This is a genomic window from Luethyella okanaganae (assembly GCF_042660285.1).
Classification (GTDB): Bacteria; Actinomycetota; Actinomycetes; order Actinomycetales; family Microbacteriaceae; genus Luethyella; species Luethyella okanaganae.
Genome location: NZ_JBHSTP010000003.1, coordinates 63,732 through 79,546, shown reverse-complemented (window position 1 = coordinate 79,546; position 15,815 = coordinate 63,732). Strand labels below are relative to the sequence as shown.

Here is a 15,815-nt window from a genome sequence, read left to right as displayed (position 1 = left end):
GAAGCAGCCCCGACGGGTCGTCCGTGAGCGACCCCGGCCCGCGGCATGCAATCGGCCGAGGATCCGCCCAGGGCGTGACCGCGACCTCATCGCCACCCCCGAGCCGTCTGGCGGCCAGGCTCAGCGCTTTCCGTGGCGGAGCAGCCGGTCTGGCCCGCGCCGCGCGGCCGAGCGCACCCGCGTCAGACCCGGCAGTCCCGCCGGTCCCGCCGGTCCCGGCAGTCCCGCCGGTCGCGCCGGTCGCGCCGGTCGCGCCGGTCGCGCCGGTCGCGCCGGTCGCGCCGGTCGCGCCGGTCGCGCCGCGAGCCTAGACGCATCGAGGCCCGCGGAGCATGATCGGAACATGGCCACCACAGCACAGTCGCAGACCATCACGGTCGACGGGCGAGACGTCGTCATCACGCATCCGTTCAAGGTGCTCTACCCGGAGACCGGCACGACGAAGGCCGATGTCGTCGGCTACCTCACCCGGATCGCCCCCATCCTGCTGCCTCATCTGCATGATCGCGCCGTCACCCGCAAACGCTGGATCGATGGCACCGGAACGGCCGAGAACCCCCGCGAGTCCTTCTTCCAGCGCAACCTCGACGACACGACGCCAGAATGGATCGTGCGCCGCACCGTGCAGCACAAAGAGCGCACCGTCGACTATGCGATCGCGAACGACGCGTCGACGCTGCTCTGGTTCGCGCAGACCGCGAGCCTCGAGCTGCATGTTCCACAGTGGCGCTTCGGGCCGCGCGGCGCACACCGCAGTCCCGACCGGCTCGTGATCGACCTCGATCCTGGGCCGGGGACCGACCTCCCCGAGTGCGTGGAGGTCGCCTTGCTCGTTCGCGATCTCCTCCTGGAACGCGACCTCGAGGCGCTGCCCGTCACGAGCGGAGGAAAAGGCGTCCACCTCTACGCCCCGCTCAACGGCTCACTCGGCTCCGATCAGGCGACCGAGATCGCTTCGGACGTCGCCGACCAGCTCGTCTCCAGCCGTCCGGCACTCGCCGTCGCGAACATGCGAAAGGTCAACCGCGATGGCAAGGTGCTCGTCGATTGGAGCCAGAACCGCGCCGCGAAGACGACGGTATCGCCATACTCACTGCGCGGCCGGACTCGACCGACGGTCGCCGCGCCGCGCACCTGGGCGGAACTCGAGGCGCCGGGTCTCGGTCAGATGGAGTTTCCGGAGGTGCTCGCACGGGTCGAGAGGTCGGGCGACCTCCTCAAGCCGTTGCTCTCTCAGCCGATCCCGTCGTCAAAGGCCGATGCCCCGCAATAGCTCCACACGTGGTTCCTCGCACCGTCGATGTTCATGATGCCCGGCCAGGCCTCGAGCACGCCGCCGGCCGTCGAGATGTCCTGCGCGCCCACGAGCTGATAGAAATCGACGGTGAGGTTGAAGTCGGCCGAGATCTCGGCCGGAGCCCGTGAGCGCAACGGTTCGAAGCGGGCGCCGACCGAGGCCGCCCACCCGAACAGGTCACTCGTCGCAGCGAGCGCGGCACGCAATTCCTCGACAGCGGCAACGAAGTCGGGACAGAAGTTCTCGTCATCGGGTTCAGCTATAGGCCGAGGGGTCGGGGTGGGATCCGGTGGTGCATGGAAGGTGACGTACACGGTGCCATCGCCCTTGAGGGTGAGGACACCGCCGACGGTGCCCGCGATCTCGGCACGAATGCGCGCCACGATCGGATCGATCGTCGCAGCGAAGACCTGAGCGGCGGCCGACTGGAGCGGCCCGGGAATGCGTCCGAGGATGTCGCCCTTCACCCCGTCGACCGATCTCGCGGCGAGGTCGAGGAAGCCGCCGAGTTCCTTGCGCGGGATGCTCGCCGTCGCGAAGGCCGCGGCGGTGCGCTCCGGACCCTTCGCCGCCTCCGCGCTCTCGTGTCCCGTCGAGAAGTCGAGAGTGGCCGTGTGATCGGCGGAGACCTTGGTCGTCGTCGAATCGGGGATGATAAGCGGAACCGTGCTCGTCACCGTCCACGTGGTCTGACCGCCCGGTGCGATCAGCTCGGGCAGCGCAACACCGCTCGCCTGGGCGCAATCGCGCACGACCCCCGGCCAATCCCCGCCGAGGGAGTGGGCACTGGCGACGAACGACCCACGAACGTCCGGGCCGGGGTCGACGGCGAAGGACAGGTGATTCGATGGCTTCGGCGTGACGACGAGTCGCTCGTTCGTGAAGTAACTCATCACCTGCGACGCGACGCCGAGCGCCGCGATCGCGGTGCGCATGACGTTCAGGATCGGCTGGGTGATCACCGAGACGACCCCCTCGACGACACCCTGCGCCAGGTTTATCGCCGCGTTGAGGATGCCGCTGAGGATCTTGCCGAAGACGCCGAGCCCGTCCAAGGCATCGACAACCCCGGGGATGACGCGCAGCACGTCGAACAGTCCCTGGATCACCGAGGAGAGGAACCCTGTGGCCGCGCTGCACAGCCCGGCGGCTTCCGCAGGCCATACGGCACGGATGGCGGTGGCCGCGCCGGCCGCCGCAGGGGGCGCGGAGGCCGGCGAACCGCTCTCAGACTGTTCGGGGCCGAACTGTTCGGCCGCGAGAAGCATCATGTCAGCCACGAACAGTGCGACGGCGACGGTAGGGAACACGATCTCCCGCGCGTGCGTCCAGTCGATGTCGGCATCGAACAGGGCCTGCACCCGCTTCGCACCGGGCAACTCTGCCTGCGAGACATAGGCAGCGAGCACATAATCGATCGGCGGGTGGTCCGCCGGAACCGGTGCGACTGCTTCGAGGGCGGCACCTGTCACGCCAGCCCCGGCGTTCGCCTCGGCGACAATCCGCTCGGCCTGCACCTCGGTAAGGGTCAGAGCGGTCGGCTGAGAGGCCACTGCAGCTTCATCGGCGACAACGACAATCCCGCCGGCCTCGAGATCCGCCACGGAGAAATCGTCCAGCGCCGGATCCGCCGTGCCCGGTGCAAGCCAACTGCAACCGCTCAACGCGAGCGCCGAGATCGCCAGCACGGCGACAGACCGGAGAACACGCATGACTTGCCTGCAATTCAAGAGCACTCACGACACGGCAACGAAACGCGACAACTGTAGCGTCGGCGAGCGCCGCCTGTCGAGCAAACGGATGATGTCTACTGCAACGCGGAGGTGAGCCGCGCGAGCCCGTCGAGGATCGTGGACCGCAACGGCTGCTTCCTCCACTCCTCGAGGGTCAGTTCCTCGCTGACGGCTCGGTAGTCGTCTTCGATGACACGCATCTCACGAACGAAGGACTCTCCGCGCACGAGCAGCGAGACCTCCATGTTCAGTCCGAAGGAGCGCATGTCCATGTTGCTGGAGCCGATGACGGCCACATCGTCGTCGATCGTGAAGTGCTTCGCGTGCAGAATATACGGGGCCTTGTACATGTAGATGCGCACTCCGGCCTCGAGCAGCGCCTCGTAGTAGGACCGCTGCGCATGCCACACGAGCGCCTGGTCGCCGACCTCGGAGACGAAGAGGTCGACGGGCACCCCGCGCTGGACCGCGGTGGTGATCGCGTAGAGCATGGACTCGTCCGGCACGAAGTACGGACTCGTGATGACGATGCGCTTCTGCGCGTTGTAGAGCAGTGCCAGGAAAAGCCTCAGGTTGTTCTCGCCCTCGAAGCCTGGACCGCTCGGCACCACCTGGCATTCGAGCAGCTCGGGATCGTCGATCGATTCAATCGTGCGCGCCTCCTTCTCGAGGAGTTCGTCCGATTCGATGAACCAATCGGTGATGAAGATGAGATTGATCGCATCGACGATCGGACCCTCCACGCGCGCGACGAGCTCCTGCCATTTGAGTCCGCGCTTGACGTTCGACGCCTTGTTGTAGCTGCGGTCGATCACGTTTTGCGACCCCGTGAATGCGACGTTCCCGTCGACGACGAGGATCTTGCGGTGGTTGCGCAGGTCGAGGCGCTGGTTGTTCCCTTTGAGAGGTTGCACCGGGAGCATGAGATGCCATTGGGCGCCCATCGCGTCGAGTCTCGCGAGCGTCGCCTTGTAGTCGCGCGTGCGCCACGAGGCCCAGTGGTCGAGCAGCACGCGAACGGTCACGCCCCTCTTCACGGCCTGTTCGAGCGCGTCGAAGAAGCCCACCGTGGCCTGGTCCAGCGAGAGAATGTAGAACTCGACGTGGACGAACTTGCGGGCGTGCCCGACCGCGTCGGCCATCGCCGCGAGCGAGCCTTCGTAGTCGGCGATGAGGCTCGCGGTGTTGCCGTCGACCATGGGCATGGCGGTCAGGTTGCGGTTGAGCTGCACGATCGATCCGAACCAGTCCGGCCACTGCTCACTGCCGGGTTGTTCGAGCGGTATGTCGGAGTTCGAGCGGATGAAGGCATCCATCTGCTTCTGCTTGACGCGTCGTGTGCGCGGGAGCTTGGGGTTGCCGATGACTAGGAAGAGCAGGATCCCGATGATCGGGATGAAGAAGATGGCGAGCAACCAGGCCATGCCGGCCGTCGGACGCCGATTGCGCGGAATGACGACGATCGCGATGAAACGGACGATGATGTCGACGACGAGGATGACGACGACCGCCCAGAGGAAAAGATCGGAGAGCGTTATCGACATGACGCGATCAGGTCGCTGGTTTGTCGAGGCCGAGCCTCGCTCGCTCCTCCGCCTCGATCAGCGCGTAGGCCTTGCGCTCGTTGCGGTCGGCTCGGATGATCGATCGCATCACGAGCCAGAAGATCAGCCCGACCAGAACGGTCGGCGCGACCGACCACAGCGCATTCGCCCAGAAGTTATCCATGACCACTCAAGGATACGGTGCTTCGGCCCATGCCGTACCTTCTGGTTTCAGAGACCTCGCCCCCGCTCCTCCCCGCCCATCCCCGCGAGACTGCGTGAATCGTCGGATAGAGCCCCCTATCCGACGATTCACGCAGTCTCGCGGGGGAGGGGGGCGGGGCTACTTGACGAGGGGGAACAGGATGGTCTCGCGGATGCCGAGGCCGGTCAGCGCCATGAGCAAGCGATCGATGCCCATGCCCATGCCGCCGGTCGGTGGCATCCCGAACTCGAGCGCGCGCAGGAACTCCTCGTCGAGGCGCATCGCCTCGGGATCGCCCTTCACGGCCAGTTTCGCCTGCTCGACGAAGCGCTCGCGCTGGATGACCGGGTCGACGAGTTCGGAGTAGCCGGTGGCGAGCTCGAAGCCGCGGATGTAGAGGTCCCATTTTTCGACGACGCCCGCGATGGAGCGGTGACCGCGGACCAAGGGGCTCGTGTCGACAGGGAAGTCCATGACGAAGGTGGGGCGCTCGAGCCCGCCCTTCACGAAATGCTCCCAGAGCTCCTCGACGTACTTTCCGTGGATCGGGTGGTCGACCTCGATGCCCTCCCGGGTAGCGAGCTCCGCGAGTTCGGCGATCGGGGTCTCCGGGGTGAAGCCCGTTCCTGCGGCCGCGTTCAAGCTGTCGTACATCGAGAGGCGATCCCACTCGCCTCCAAGGTCGTACTCGGTGCCGTCGGCCCAGGTCACGACGTGGCCGCCGGATGTCGCGACCGCGGCATCCTGGATCAGCTTCTGGGTGAGGTCGGCGATCGAGTTGTAGTCGCCATATCCCTGGTAGGCCTCGAGCATCGCGAACTCGGGGCTATGCGTGGAGTCTGCGCCCTCGTTGCGGAAGTTGCGGTTGATCTCGTAGACGCGGTCGATGCCACCGACGACTGCGCGCTTGAGGTAGAGCTCCGGCGCGATGCGCAGGAACAGCTCCGTGTCGAAGGCGTTGGAGTGCGTCACGAACGGACGAGCGGATGCCCCTCCGTGCATGACCTGCAGCATGGGCGTCTCCACCTCAATGAAGTCGAGCCCGGTGAAGGTACGGCGCAGGCTCGCGACCGCCTGAGCGCGCTGCACGACGTTCTTGCGCGCCTGCTCACGGGCGATGAGATCGAGGTAGCGGTTGCGCACCCGGTTCTCCTCGCTGAGCTCGTTGTGCAGGTTCGGCATCGGCAGGATCGACTTCGACGCGATCCGCCACTCCCGCACCATGACGGAGAGCTCGCCACGACGGCTCGAGACGACCTCGCCGGAGACGAAGACATGATCGCCCAGGTCGACGAGATCCTTCCACTCGGCGAGGCTCTCCTCGCCGATCTCGGCGAGCGAGACCATGGCCTGGATGCGGCTGCCGTCACCGGACTGGAGGGTAGCGAAGCAGAGCTTGCCTGTGCTGCGCAAGTACATCACGCGGCCGGCGATACCGGCGACGACGCCCGTCGTGGCATCCGCCTCGAGATTGTCGAAGCGGGCACGCAGCGCGGGAATCGTGTCGGTGACGGGAACGCTCACGGGGTAGGCGCCACCACCGGGACCCGCGGCGGCGGCGACGAGCCGCTCCCGCTTGGACAGACGCACGGCCTTCTGCTCCGAGACCGCTTCCGCGGTCTCCTCGGCGGTGAGTTCCCACGTGGTCTGGTCGTCGGCCATGTCTTCTCCGTGAACTGGTTGGCGTGTCGCTTCAAGCGTAGTCGGCGCGGCGGATGCGCTTCGCCGGCGGCGGTGCCAACCGGGTCGACCGAGGTTTCGACAGGCTCAGCCGGCGGCACCCGCCCAGCCGGGGTGAGAGTGGTCGGGCGGCGGGCTCGGCAACTCCGGCCCGTGGTGACGTCAGCCGAGGACGATGGCCGCGTTGTCGATCAGCCGGGTGGGACCGACACGCGCGGCCACGAGCACCACCGCCAGACCGTGGAAGTCGTCGACGACGGGAAGGAACGTCGCGGGGTCGACCACTACGAGGTAGTCGAGAGCGATGGCGTCGTGGTCGCCGAACGCGGCCGTCGCCTCCGCCAGCGCCTCGCCGAGACCTTCGGATGCGGCCGCCTCTGCGGCCCGCAGCGACTCAGAGATGGTGAGCGCCATCGCACGCTGCCCCTCGTCGAGAAAGCGGTTGCGACTCGACAGGGCGAGGCCATCCTGCTCGCGCACGGTGGGGACCACCTCGATCTCGACGGGAACGTCGAGCTCGGCCACCATGCGGGCGACGAGGAACACCTGCTGGGCGTCCTTCTGCCCGAAGACGGCGATGTCCGGCCGGGTCACGTTGAAGAGCTTGCTCACGATCGTCAGCACGCCATCGAAGTGGCCGGGCCGCGAGGCGCCCTCGTACAGCGTTCCGATATGACCTGCGGTCACGAGGGTCTCGCTCCGGCCGCTCGGGTACATCTCTCGAGCGGTGGGCGCGAACACATAGTCGACGCCCGCGTCGGCGAGCGCCGCGACATCCGCCTCGAGAGTGCGCGGGTAACGGTCGAGATCCTCTCCTGGCCCGAACTGCAAAGGGTTCACGAAGATCGACACGATGACGGTGTCGGCCAGCTCCCGAGCGCGACGGACGAGCGCCAGATGGCCGGCGTGCAGCGCTCCCATGGTGGGGACGAGGGCGACACGGCGGGATGCCCGGCGCTCGGCCCCGATGGACTCACGCACCCGGCCGATCGTCGTGAGCACCTCAGGCACCGTCATTCCTCCTCCAGCTCCTCCAACTCGCTCACGAGCGCAGTCAGGTCGATGGTAGCGGGGCTGCTGCGAGCCAGTGCCCCCTCGACGGCGGAGCGCACAAGCGGTGCGAGCACACGACCGGGCGTTTCGACACCGATACCGGCGAGGATGCGCGTCGCCTGCTCCACGATCGCGGTCGAGAACGATGCCGCGGTGTCGATCGCCTCGGCGTAGGCGGGCCGGTTGGCCTCGTCGATGACGATCGGCTCGCCGCCCATCTCCACGACGAGCGCCTGCCCGATCGGCAGCACGGGGGTCGGGGCGGTCACTGCGAACCAGCTGCCGGCGAGCCGGGCCAGGTCGAGACTCGTGCCTGTGAAGGTCAGGGCAGGGTGCACGGCGAGGGGGATCGCGCCGGCCGCACGCGCGGGGGCGAGCACCTCAGTCCCGAAACGAGCGGAGGTGTGCAGCACGAGCTGCCCCGGTTGCCAGCTCGAGGTGGCGGCGAGACCGGCGACGAGCGATTCGAGCTCGCCATCGGGAACCGCGAGGATGACGAGCTCGCTGCGTTCGACGAGCACGGGAACATCGAGGATAGGGATGCCCGGCAGGATCGCCTCCGCCCGATCCCGGCTCCCCTCCGAGATCGCGGAGATTCCGACGATGGCGTGCCCCGCACCGGCGAGGGCTGCGCCGAGGATCGGCCCGACCCGGCCTGCGCCGACGACGCCGACACCGAGGCGACCGGCTCTGCGGCCGGAGCTCGACCGATCGCCGTTCACATGGACCTCCAGTGGTGACTCGTGTCCGTACCCGCCGAGGCGATCGCGTCGACCGCGATCCGGTCGAACAATCGCACCGCGTCGCGGCTGTCGAGAATGTCGAGAGAGGCGGCGATCGGTCCGGTCACCGTGTGCAGGCGCGTGGTCGCGAGCCGCAGCATCCGCTGGATCGGACCCTGCTCGAGTCCGACGCTCTGCAGGCGGGCGAGCGGAACCAGGATGAGGTCGCGGGTGATCACCCCGCGACGAAACAGTACCGTCTCCCCGGCGATCGTGAACCCGGTGCGACGCCACGAGAACGGGCGCAGCCAGGCGGCGCGGCGCGGTGCATTGGTGAAACCGTCGTCGTCCTCACCTCGCGAGAGCATGCCGGTCTCGATGAGGGCGACGGGCTCATCGGCTCCAAAACCAGGAAGGATGAGCTCGAGCACCTTCTCCACGTCGGCCAGCCGACCGACGGGCAGCACGGTCGTGTTGTCGCGCGCTTGGCTCTTCTGACTGGAGTGCCCCGCCGTGTTGATGCGGATGTGCCACCAGCCGAACGGGCGCCAGAGCAGAGGCTGCGCCACGGCGATGGCGTGGATGCGTCCGGGCGGCAGAGTCTCGTTGCTCGTCGAAAGCAGGCCGAATCCGACGCGCACGCCGTCGCTCGTGCCGGCGATGCTGTAGCGCAGGCCCTTGGTGAAGCGGTTGAAGTAGAAGCTGATCCCACCGATGAGCGCGGGGAGGAAGGTGAAGAGTATCCAGTACTGGCCGTTGGCGAGCCCGATGGGGAAGGCGATGGCCAGGGCGAAGACCGCGACGGTGAAGCCGCTGCAGACGATCGAGCCGATGAGACGGCCGGCGGGAATGGTGACGACCGACTCGGGCGGGGCGGCGTCCGGATCGAGTTCGGGGGCCAGAAACGCGTTCGCGCGCTGCGTCACGATTGCCCCGAAGGATGCCGCGATGCCTCCGACTATCGGCACGGCTGCTCCGTTCGACGCGACTGTCCCGTCCGGGAGAGCCGCTGCGGCGTCCCGCAGCTCCCCGTCGCCCGGAACCCCCAAGTCGATGTGCTCGACCTGCCCGCTCCGCTCCACCTGCCGTACCCTCGAGGCGAGCCGCAGGATGTCGCGCCGGAGGTCGTCGGTGAGGGAAGAGGTGAGATAGGAAAGCTGCACGTTGGCGTCCTGACCGGCCACGCTCACCTCGATGCGGGCGGCCCCGAAGAGGCGCGGGATGAGCGGCCTGTTGACGTTGACGCCCTGGATCCGGTCGAGCCGCGCCTTGCGGTGCGTTCGAAACAGGATGCCGCTGCGCACCTCGACGGCCTCCGAGGTCACCCGGAAGCTGTGCATGCGCCACGAGAAGTAGAACGCGACGAGGATGACGACGAGCACGGCGAGGACGCCGAGCAGCGCCCAGCCGACGACGCCGCGCCGGTAGATCTCGTCGAGCGGGTTCCCGCCGATGTCCGGGACGCCGAGGAAGAGCTCGATCAACCGCTCACGCAGATTCGCGATGACGAAGCCGGCGATCGCCACGATGAAGAGGCCGCCCTTGAGCAGCGGCGTCGCAGGATGAAGCCGGTGCCATGCGCCGTCGGTGAGGCTCACAGCCCGGCCCGACGGCTCTCGGCGAGCGCGACGAGCCGGTCGCGCAGGCTCTCCGCCTCCGCCTCGGGCAGTCCCGGGATCGACACAGCCGTCAAGGCGGCAGCGGTGACGAATTTGAGATTGGCGAGCCCGAGCAGGCGCGCCACGGGTCCGCGAGTGATGTCGACGAGCTGCATGCGCCCATAGGGCACCGCGACGAAGCGCTGGAACATGATGCCGCGCCGGAACAGCAGGTCGTCCTCGCGGAGCTGATAGCCGATCGAACGAACCCGACGCGGTTCGAGCAGGAGCGTCACGAGGAAGATCGCGACGAGTCCGATGAGCACCCAGAGCGACCAGAGTTCCCTGCTGAGCAACCAGACCGCTGCCGCGCCGCCGCAGAACAACGCCGCAGCGACGAGCGTGCCGACGATCTCGACCACGAGATACTTCGGTGAGACTCGCTTCCACTCCCCCGCCGGGATCTCGAGTCGACCGTCGGTCCGGATCTCAGACACGTGCTCCCTTTGCTTCCTCGGTGTCATCGCCCGGCGGCAATGTGCAGAAATGCTCGGCCACCAGTCCGGCGACGAGCAGGACCACGGCACCGAGCACCGTGGCGATCGCCAACCATATCGAGCCTAGTGCGGGCACGATGGAACGGCTGAGGAGGTAGAGCAGAATGCCGATACCCCCGCCCGCGAGCAGGACACCGCTCAGGCTCGACGCCTTCGCGAGGACCGCGACCCGCATCGCCCGGAACGGATCGATACGGGTCTTGGATGTGCCCTTCACAGCCCGGCGGATCGGCACGGCGAGCAGCACCACGATCGCGCCGATCGCCACGAGGGTGAACGGTAGCGAGAGCGGAGGAACGAGCACAGGCAGGCCGGATGCCGCGGCCGCCGTGTCGACGAGGTAGCCGATCACCACTCCGACAAGACCGAAGACGATGAGGGAGGTCGCGTGCGTGCGTCTCATCGCGTGCGCCCTTCCCCGGGGCGGTAGGGCCGCACCGCGTCGGAGGCCCCCGCACGCAGGGCGTCGACGCGTCCTCGGCCGGGAAGCACGGCATCCGGGTCGAGTTCGAGCCAGGGGGCGAGCACGAAGGCGCGCTGCCAGGCTCGCGGATGCGGCAACGTGAGCCGCTCGTCCGACTGCTGCAGCTCGCCGAAGCTGATGATGTCGATGTCGAGTGTTCGGTCGCCCCAGCGCTCGTCGCGCACGCGCCCGTGGCCGCGCTCGATCTCGTTGAGGGCGTCGAGCAGAGCGTGCGGCTCGCGGGTGGTTCGCACGATCACGACGGCGTTGAGATAGCTCGGGGCTTCGTGATCGACGCCCTGCGATTTGATGGCCGGGGTCTCCACGAACCCAGAGACGGCTGTGAGCTCGACGCCATCGAGGTCGCCGATGCCGCGAACCGCGTCGGCGATGGTGGCCGCACGGTCACCGAGATTGCCGCCGAGGGCGAGAACTGCCGATACCGCACCGTCGCCGGTGGATGCGCGCACGGAGGGCTCCGGGATCGATATCATGCCCGTCCCCTCGTGACCGTGACCGAGACGTCGTCGAACGGCACGCTGATCGGCGCGTTCGGCTTGTGCACCGTGACGCGCACCTCTTCGGCCGTGGCATGCGCGAGCACGGTGGCTGCGATCCGCTCTGCGACGGTCTCGATGAGGTCCACGGGGTCATGACGAACCGCATCGGCGATCTCGACCGCGAGCTCTCCGTAGTGGATGGTCTGCTCGACGTCGTCGCTCGAGGCCGCCAACGCGAGGTCGAGCGAAACCGTTACATCGACGACGAAGTCCTGCCCGTTCTCACGTTCGAAGTCATAGACGCCGTGGTGAGCATTGATGCGCAGCCCCGTGAGCGTGATGTGGTCGCGTTCCCGCGTCGCTCGGTCTCTAGTCACGGTGTCCACTTTGCCACGAAGAGAGTACGTCGAGCGCCCTCTGCGTCGAGGCGACGTCGTGAACCCGGACGCCCCACACCCCGGCTTGCGCCGAGAGCGCGCTCACGACGGCGGTCGGCAGGTCCCTGGCCTCGACCGGGGACCCCTCGGGCAGGAGTGCGCCGAGAAACCGTTTGCGCGATGCCCCGATGAGCAGCGGATGCCCGAGCGAAGCGAGCTCGTCCAGGCGGCCGAGCAAGTGCCAGTTGTGCTGCGCTTGCTTGGCGAAGCCGAGGCCGGGATCCAGCACGATCTTCTCCGCGGCGACGCCCGCGGCCACGAGGGCCGCGACGCGAGCGGCCAGCTCGGTCCGCACCTCGGCGACGACATCGTCGTACTGGGCGAGCTCGTCCATGCCGTTCGAATGGCCCCGCCAGTGCATGGCGACGAAGGTCAGCCCGGTGGATGCGGCGACGGAGGCCATGTCCGCGTCCGCGAGGCCACCGGAGACGTCGTTGATGATGCTTGCGCCCGCGGCCGCGGCCGCGAGTGCCGTCGACGCGTTCATCGTGTCGACGCTGACGGTCGCGCCTTCGGCGGCGAGCACGGCGATGAGGGAGATCACCCGGGCCTGCTCCTCGCCCGGATCGACGCGCACCGCGCCCGGCCGGGTGGACTCTCCGCCGATGTCGATCACATCAGCTCCGTCGGCGATCAGACGGCGAGCGTGTCGGATCGCTGCGTCCGTCTCGATCCAGCGTCCGCCGTCGCTGAACGAGTCGGGGGTGACATTGAGCACGCCGAAGACGAGCGGGCGTGCCGTCCGCTCAGGCATGGTGCTCGGCGCCGATGAGCGCCATGAGTTCGGCTCGGGCGACGGGATCCGACAGCTCACCGCGACTCGCGATCGTCACCGTCGAGCTCGACGTGTGGCGGGAGCCGCGAGCGACGACGCAGCGGTGCACGGCGTCCATGACGACGAGCACCCCGCGCGGGTCGAGCCCGTGCTGGACGGCGTCGGCGATCTCCTCCGTCAGCCGCTCTTGCAACTGTGGTCGTGCGGCGAGCGTCTCGACGACGGCGGGCAGGCGGCCGAGACCGACGACGCGCTCGTTCGGCAGGTAGGCGATGTGCACCACACCTACGAAGGGCAGTAGGTGGTGCTCGCACACCGAACGGAAGTCGATGCTGCGCAGCAGCACCGCATCGCTCGTCTGCGGAACACCGGCATCGCTCGAGCCGATAGGCACCGAATCCCTGAGGTGGTCGAGCGGATCGACATCGAGACCCCCGAAGAACTCGGCATAGGCGTCCGCGACGCGGGCCGGGGTCCTCGAAAGCCCTGGCCGAGCCGGATCTTCGCCGATGGCGAGGATGAGTTCCCTCACGGCGGCCTCGATGCGCGCCCGGTCCACCCCTGTCATAGGGTGTAGCCTATGCCGTTGCCGGGCGCGGCTTCGAGGTGCGGGCGCGGGCGGGCTTCGGCTCCGCCGGGGCGGTCGGTCCAGACTCGACGCCTCCGTCTGTCTTGCCCGCGTCGACGGGCGCGGTCAACTTGGGAAAGTCGATGGGCGGGCGATCGGAGAGCGGACGCTTGTCGCTCGAGAGCCACAGCGGTCGCTCGGGCAGCTTCTTGACGTTCTTGAAGATCTCGGCGATCTGGTTGTGGTCGAGCGTCTCCTTCTCGAGCAGTTCGGCGGCGAGCTCGTCGAGGATCTCGCGGTTGTCGTTGAGCACCTGCCAGGCCTCGTCGTGGGCTTGCTCGATGAGTCCGCGCACCTCTTCGTCGACACGTTCGGCGATGCGCTCCGAGTAGTCGCGCTGGTGGCCCATGTCACGGCCGAGGAAGACCTCACCCTGCGACTGGCCGAGCTTGACGGCTCCGACATCTGTGCTCATGCCGTACTCGGTGACCATCTTGCGCGCCGTCGCCGTCGCCTTCTCGATATCGTTCGACGCGCCGGTGGTCGGATCGTGGAACACGATCTCCTCTGCGACGCGTCCGCCCATCGCGTACGTCAGCTGGTCGAGCAGTTCGTTGCGCGTGACGGAGTACCTGTCCTCCAGCGGCAGCACCATCGTGTAGCCCAGCGCCCGGCCTCGCGGCAGGATCGTGATCTTGGTGACCGGGTCGGTGTAGTTCATCGCGGCTGCGGCGAGAGCGTGCCCACCCTCGTGGTACGCGGTGATGAGCTTCTCCTTGTCCTTCATCACGCGCGTGCGGCGCTGCGGTCCGGCGATCACACGGTCGATGGCCTCGTCGAGCGCGCGGTTGTCGATGAGCTGCGCGTTGGAACGCGCCGTGAGCAGCGCAGCCTCGTTGAGCACGTTCGCCAGATCGGCGCCGGTGAAGCCGGGGGTCTTGCGCGCGACGACCTCGAGGTCGACGCCGTTCGCGAGCGGCTTGCCTTTGCCGTGCACCTCGAGGATCTTGCGGCGGCCCTGCAGGTCGGGAGCGTCGACGCCGATCTGGCGGTCGAAGCGGCCGGGCCGCAACAGTGCAGGGTCGAGGATGTCGGGACGGTTGGTGGCCGCGATCAGGATGACGTTCGTCTTGACGTCGAAGCCGTCCATCTCGACGAGCAACTGGTTGAGCGTCTGCTCGCGCTCGTCATGCCCACCGCCGAGGCCGGCTCCACGATGGCGTCCGACCGCGTCGATCTCATCGACGAAGATGATGGCGGGGGCGTTCTGCTTGGCCTGCTCGAACAGGTCTCGCACGCGACTCGCGCCGACGCCGACGAACATCTCGACGAAGTCCGAGCCCGAGATGGAGTAGAACGGCACGGCGGCCTCGCCTGCGACGGCACGGGCGAGCAGGGTCTTTCCGGTGCCGGGAGGGCCATACAGCAGCACGCCCTTGGGGATTCGCGCGCCGACGGCCTGGAACTTCGCGGGCTCTTTGAGAAAGTCCTTGATCTCCTCAAGCTCCTCGATCGCCTCGTCTGCGCCGGCGACGTCGTCGAAGGTGACCTTGGGGCTCTCCTTCGAGACGAGCTTGGCCTTGGACTTTCCGAACTGCATGATCTTGTTGCCGCCGCCCTGCATGCCGGAGAGCATGATCCAGAAGAACGCGCCGATCAGCAGCAGCGGCAGCAAGAAACCGAGGGTCGAGAGGAACCAGTTCGGCTGGGGCACCTCATCGGTATAGCCGTCCTTCGGATTAGCCTTGTTGACGGCGTCCACGATCTCGGTCCCGCGCGGCGCCACATAGTAGAACTGCACCTGATTGCCGTACTTCTCGTCGGCTTGGGTGAGCGTGAGGTCGACGCGCTGCTCGCCGTCGACGATCTTCACAGCCGAGACCTTGCCGTCCTGGAGGAACTGGAGTCCTTGCTGGGTCGACACCTCGCGGAAACCGGACATCGTGATCAGGCTCGACCCGATCCATACTGCAACAACCGCCAACACGATGTAGAGGATCGGTCCGCGAAGAATCTTCTTGACGTTCATGGTGTTGCAAGGTTATCGCGCTGTCGCTGCACGCTTGCTGCATGTTCGCTGGCGGATGAATGCCTAGCCGTAGACGTGCGGCGCCAGGATTCCCACCGAACGCAGATTGCGATAGCGCTCCGCGTAGTCGAGGCCGTATCCGACCACGAACTTGTTGGGGATGTCGAAGCCGACGTACTTGACGTCGACGTTGACACGGGCTGCCTGCGGCTTGCGCAACAGGGCGCACACCTCGACGGATTCTGGGCCGCGCGAGTTCAGGTTGGCCAGCAGCCAGCTGAGGGTGAGACCCGAGTCGATGATGTCCTCGACGATGAGCACCTTGCGGTCGGTGAGATCGGTGTCGAGGTCTTTCAGGATGCGCACGACCCCGCTCGACTCGGTACCGGAGCCATACGACGACACGGCCATCCAGTCCATCGTGACCCGCAGGCGCAGTTCACGGGCGAGGTCGGCCATCACCATGACGGCGCCCTTGAGCACGCCGACGAGCAGCAGGTCCTCACCCGCGTAGTCGGCCTCGATCACGCGAGACAACTCGGAGAGGCGATCGCGAATCTGTTCCTCGGTCAGCAAGATCTCTTCGAGGTCGCCTTCGATGTCGCTGGATTCCATGGGCGCGTGATCCGTTCCGGTGATCTGGGGGATCACCAT

The 15,815-nt window shown here is 67.3% G+C and carries 16 protein-coding genes; 1 reads left to right on the top strand and 15 read right to left on the bottom strand.

Features of this window, described 5'->3' with window-relative positions; all coding sequences use genetic code 11:
- Window positions 1-343: 343 nt before the first annotated feature.
- Entirely contained in the window at window positions 344-1,273 is a 930-nt protein-coding gene (gene ligD / locus ACFQB0_RS11725; RefSeq protein WP_386731746.1) for a non-homologous end-joining DNA ligase, read from the top strand.
- Here ligD and ACFQB0_RS11720 read toward each other — a convergent pair.
- The 15 genes from ACFQB0_RS11720 to hpt all read right to left on the bottom strand — a co-directional run bounded on the left by ACFQB0_RS11720 (window position 1,234) and on the right by hpt (window position 15,776).
- Complete coding sequence (locus tag ACFQB0_RS11720; RefSeq protein WP_386731744.1) at window positions 1,234-3,009, bottom strand: hypothetical protein; 1,776 nt, start codon at window positions 3,007-3,009, stop codon at window positions 1,234-1,236. The two genes, ligD and ACFQB0_RS11720, sit on opposite strands and share 40 nt — an antisense overlap.
- Before the next feature lie 95 nt (window positions 3,010-3,104).
- Window positions 3,105-4,574, bottom strand: coding sequence for a cardiolipin synthase (cls, locus tag ACFQB0_RS11715; RefSeq protein WP_386731742.1), 1,470 nt, complete (start codon window positions 4,572-4,574; stop codon window positions 3,105-3,107).
- A 7-nt stretch (window positions 4,575-4,581) separates the two neighbouring features.
- Window positions 4,582-4,758, bottom strand: coding sequence for a hypothetical protein (locus ACFQB0_RS11710; protein WP_386731740.1), 177 nt, complete (start codon window positions 4,756-4,758; stop codon window positions 4,582-4,584).
- 159 nt (window positions 4,759-4,917) lie between these two features.
- On the bottom strand, window positions 4,918-6,441 hold the full coding sequence (gene lysS / locus ACFQB0_RS11705; protein ID WP_386731738.1) for a lysine--tRNA ligase: 1,524 nt from the start codon (window positions 6,439-6,441) through the stop codon (window positions 4,918-4,920).
- Between the two features lie 180 nt (window positions 6,442-6,621).
- Complete coding sequence (gene panC, locus ACFQB0_RS11700) at window positions 6,622-7,476, bottom strand: pantoate--beta-alanine ligase (RefSeq protein ID WP_386731735.1); 855 nt, start codon at window positions 7,474-7,476, stop codon at window positions 6,622-6,624.
- Complete coding sequence (locus ACFQB0_RS11695; RefSeq protein ID WP_386731734.1) at window positions 7,473-8,234, bottom strand: DUF2520 domain-containing protein; 762 nt, start codon at window positions 8,232-8,234, stop codon at window positions 7,473-7,475. Before ACFQB0_RS11695 ends, panC begins: the two co-directional genes overlap by 4 nt.
- Window positions 8,231-9,832, bottom strand: a complete 1,602-nt coding sequence (locus ACFQB0_RS11690) for a PH domain-containing protein (RefSeq protein ID WP_386731732.1) — start codon at window positions 9,830-9,832, stop codon at window positions 8,231-8,233. Before ACFQB0_RS11690 ends, ACFQB0_RS11695 begins: the two co-directional genes overlap by 4 nt.
- Window positions 9,829-10,329 carry a PH domain-containing protein gene (locus tag ACFQB0_RS11685; protein ID WP_386731731.1) on the bottom strand — a complete coding sequence of 167 codons (501 nt, stop codon included), beginning with the start codon at window positions 10,327-10,329 and terminating at the stop codon, window positions 9,829-9,831. The genes ACFQB0_RS11690 and ACFQB0_RS11685 overlap by 4 nt, the downstream gene beginning before the upstream one ends.
- Window positions 10,322-10,792 carry a DUF3180 domain-containing protein gene (locus ACFQB0_RS11680; protein ID WP_386731729.1) on the bottom strand — a complete coding sequence of 157 codons (471 nt, stop codon included), beginning with the start codon at window positions 10,790-10,792 and terminating at the stop codon, window positions 10,322-10,324. Before ACFQB0_RS11680 ends, ACFQB0_RS11685 begins: the two co-directional genes overlap by 8 nt.
- Complete coding sequence (gene folK, locus ACFQB0_RS11675) at window positions 10,789-11,346, bottom strand: 2-amino-4-hydroxy-6-hydroxymethyldihydropteridine diphosphokinase (RefSeq protein ID WP_386731727.1); 558 nt, start codon at window positions 11,344-11,346, stop codon at window positions 10,789-10,791. Before folK ends, ACFQB0_RS11680 begins: the two co-directional genes overlap by 4 nt.
- Window positions 11,343-11,729 (bottom strand): dihydroneopterin aldolase, encoded by a 387-nt coding sequence (gene folB, locus ACFQB0_RS11670; protein WP_386731726.1) that lies wholly within the window; start codon window positions 11,727-11,729, stop codon window positions 11,343-11,345. Before folB ends, folK begins: the two co-directional genes overlap by 4 nt.
- On the bottom strand, window positions 11,722-12,543 hold the full coding sequence (folP, locus tag ACFQB0_RS11665) for a dihydropteroate synthase (protein WP_386731723.1): 822 nt from the start codon (window positions 12,541-12,543) through the stop codon (window positions 11,722-11,724). Before folP ends, folB begins: the two co-directional genes overlap by 8 nt.
- Window positions 12,536-13,132 (bottom strand): GTP cyclohydrolase I, encoded by a 597-nt coding sequence (folE, locus tag ACFQB0_RS11660; protein WP_386731721.1) that lies wholly within the window; start codon window positions 13,130-13,132, stop codon window positions 12,536-12,538. The genes folP and folE overlap by 8 nt, the downstream gene beginning before the upstream one ends.
- Window positions 13,133-13,142: 10 nt before the next feature.
- The gene (gene ftsH / locus ACFQB0_RS11655; protein WP_386731718.1) at window positions 13,143-15,161 is read right to left on the bottom strand and encodes an ATP-dependent zinc metalloprotease FtsH; all 2,019 of its coding nucleotides are present in this window, start codon (window positions 15,159-15,161) and stop codon (window positions 13,143-13,145) included.
- A 63-nt stretch (window positions 15,162-15,224) separates the two neighbouring features.
- Entirely contained in the window at window positions 15,225-15,776 is a 552-nt protein-coding gene (gene hpt / locus ACFQB0_RS11650) for a hypoxanthine phosphoribosyltransferase (RefSeq protein ID WP_386731715.1), read from the bottom strand.
- Window positions 15,777-15,815: the final 39 nt, after the last annotated feature.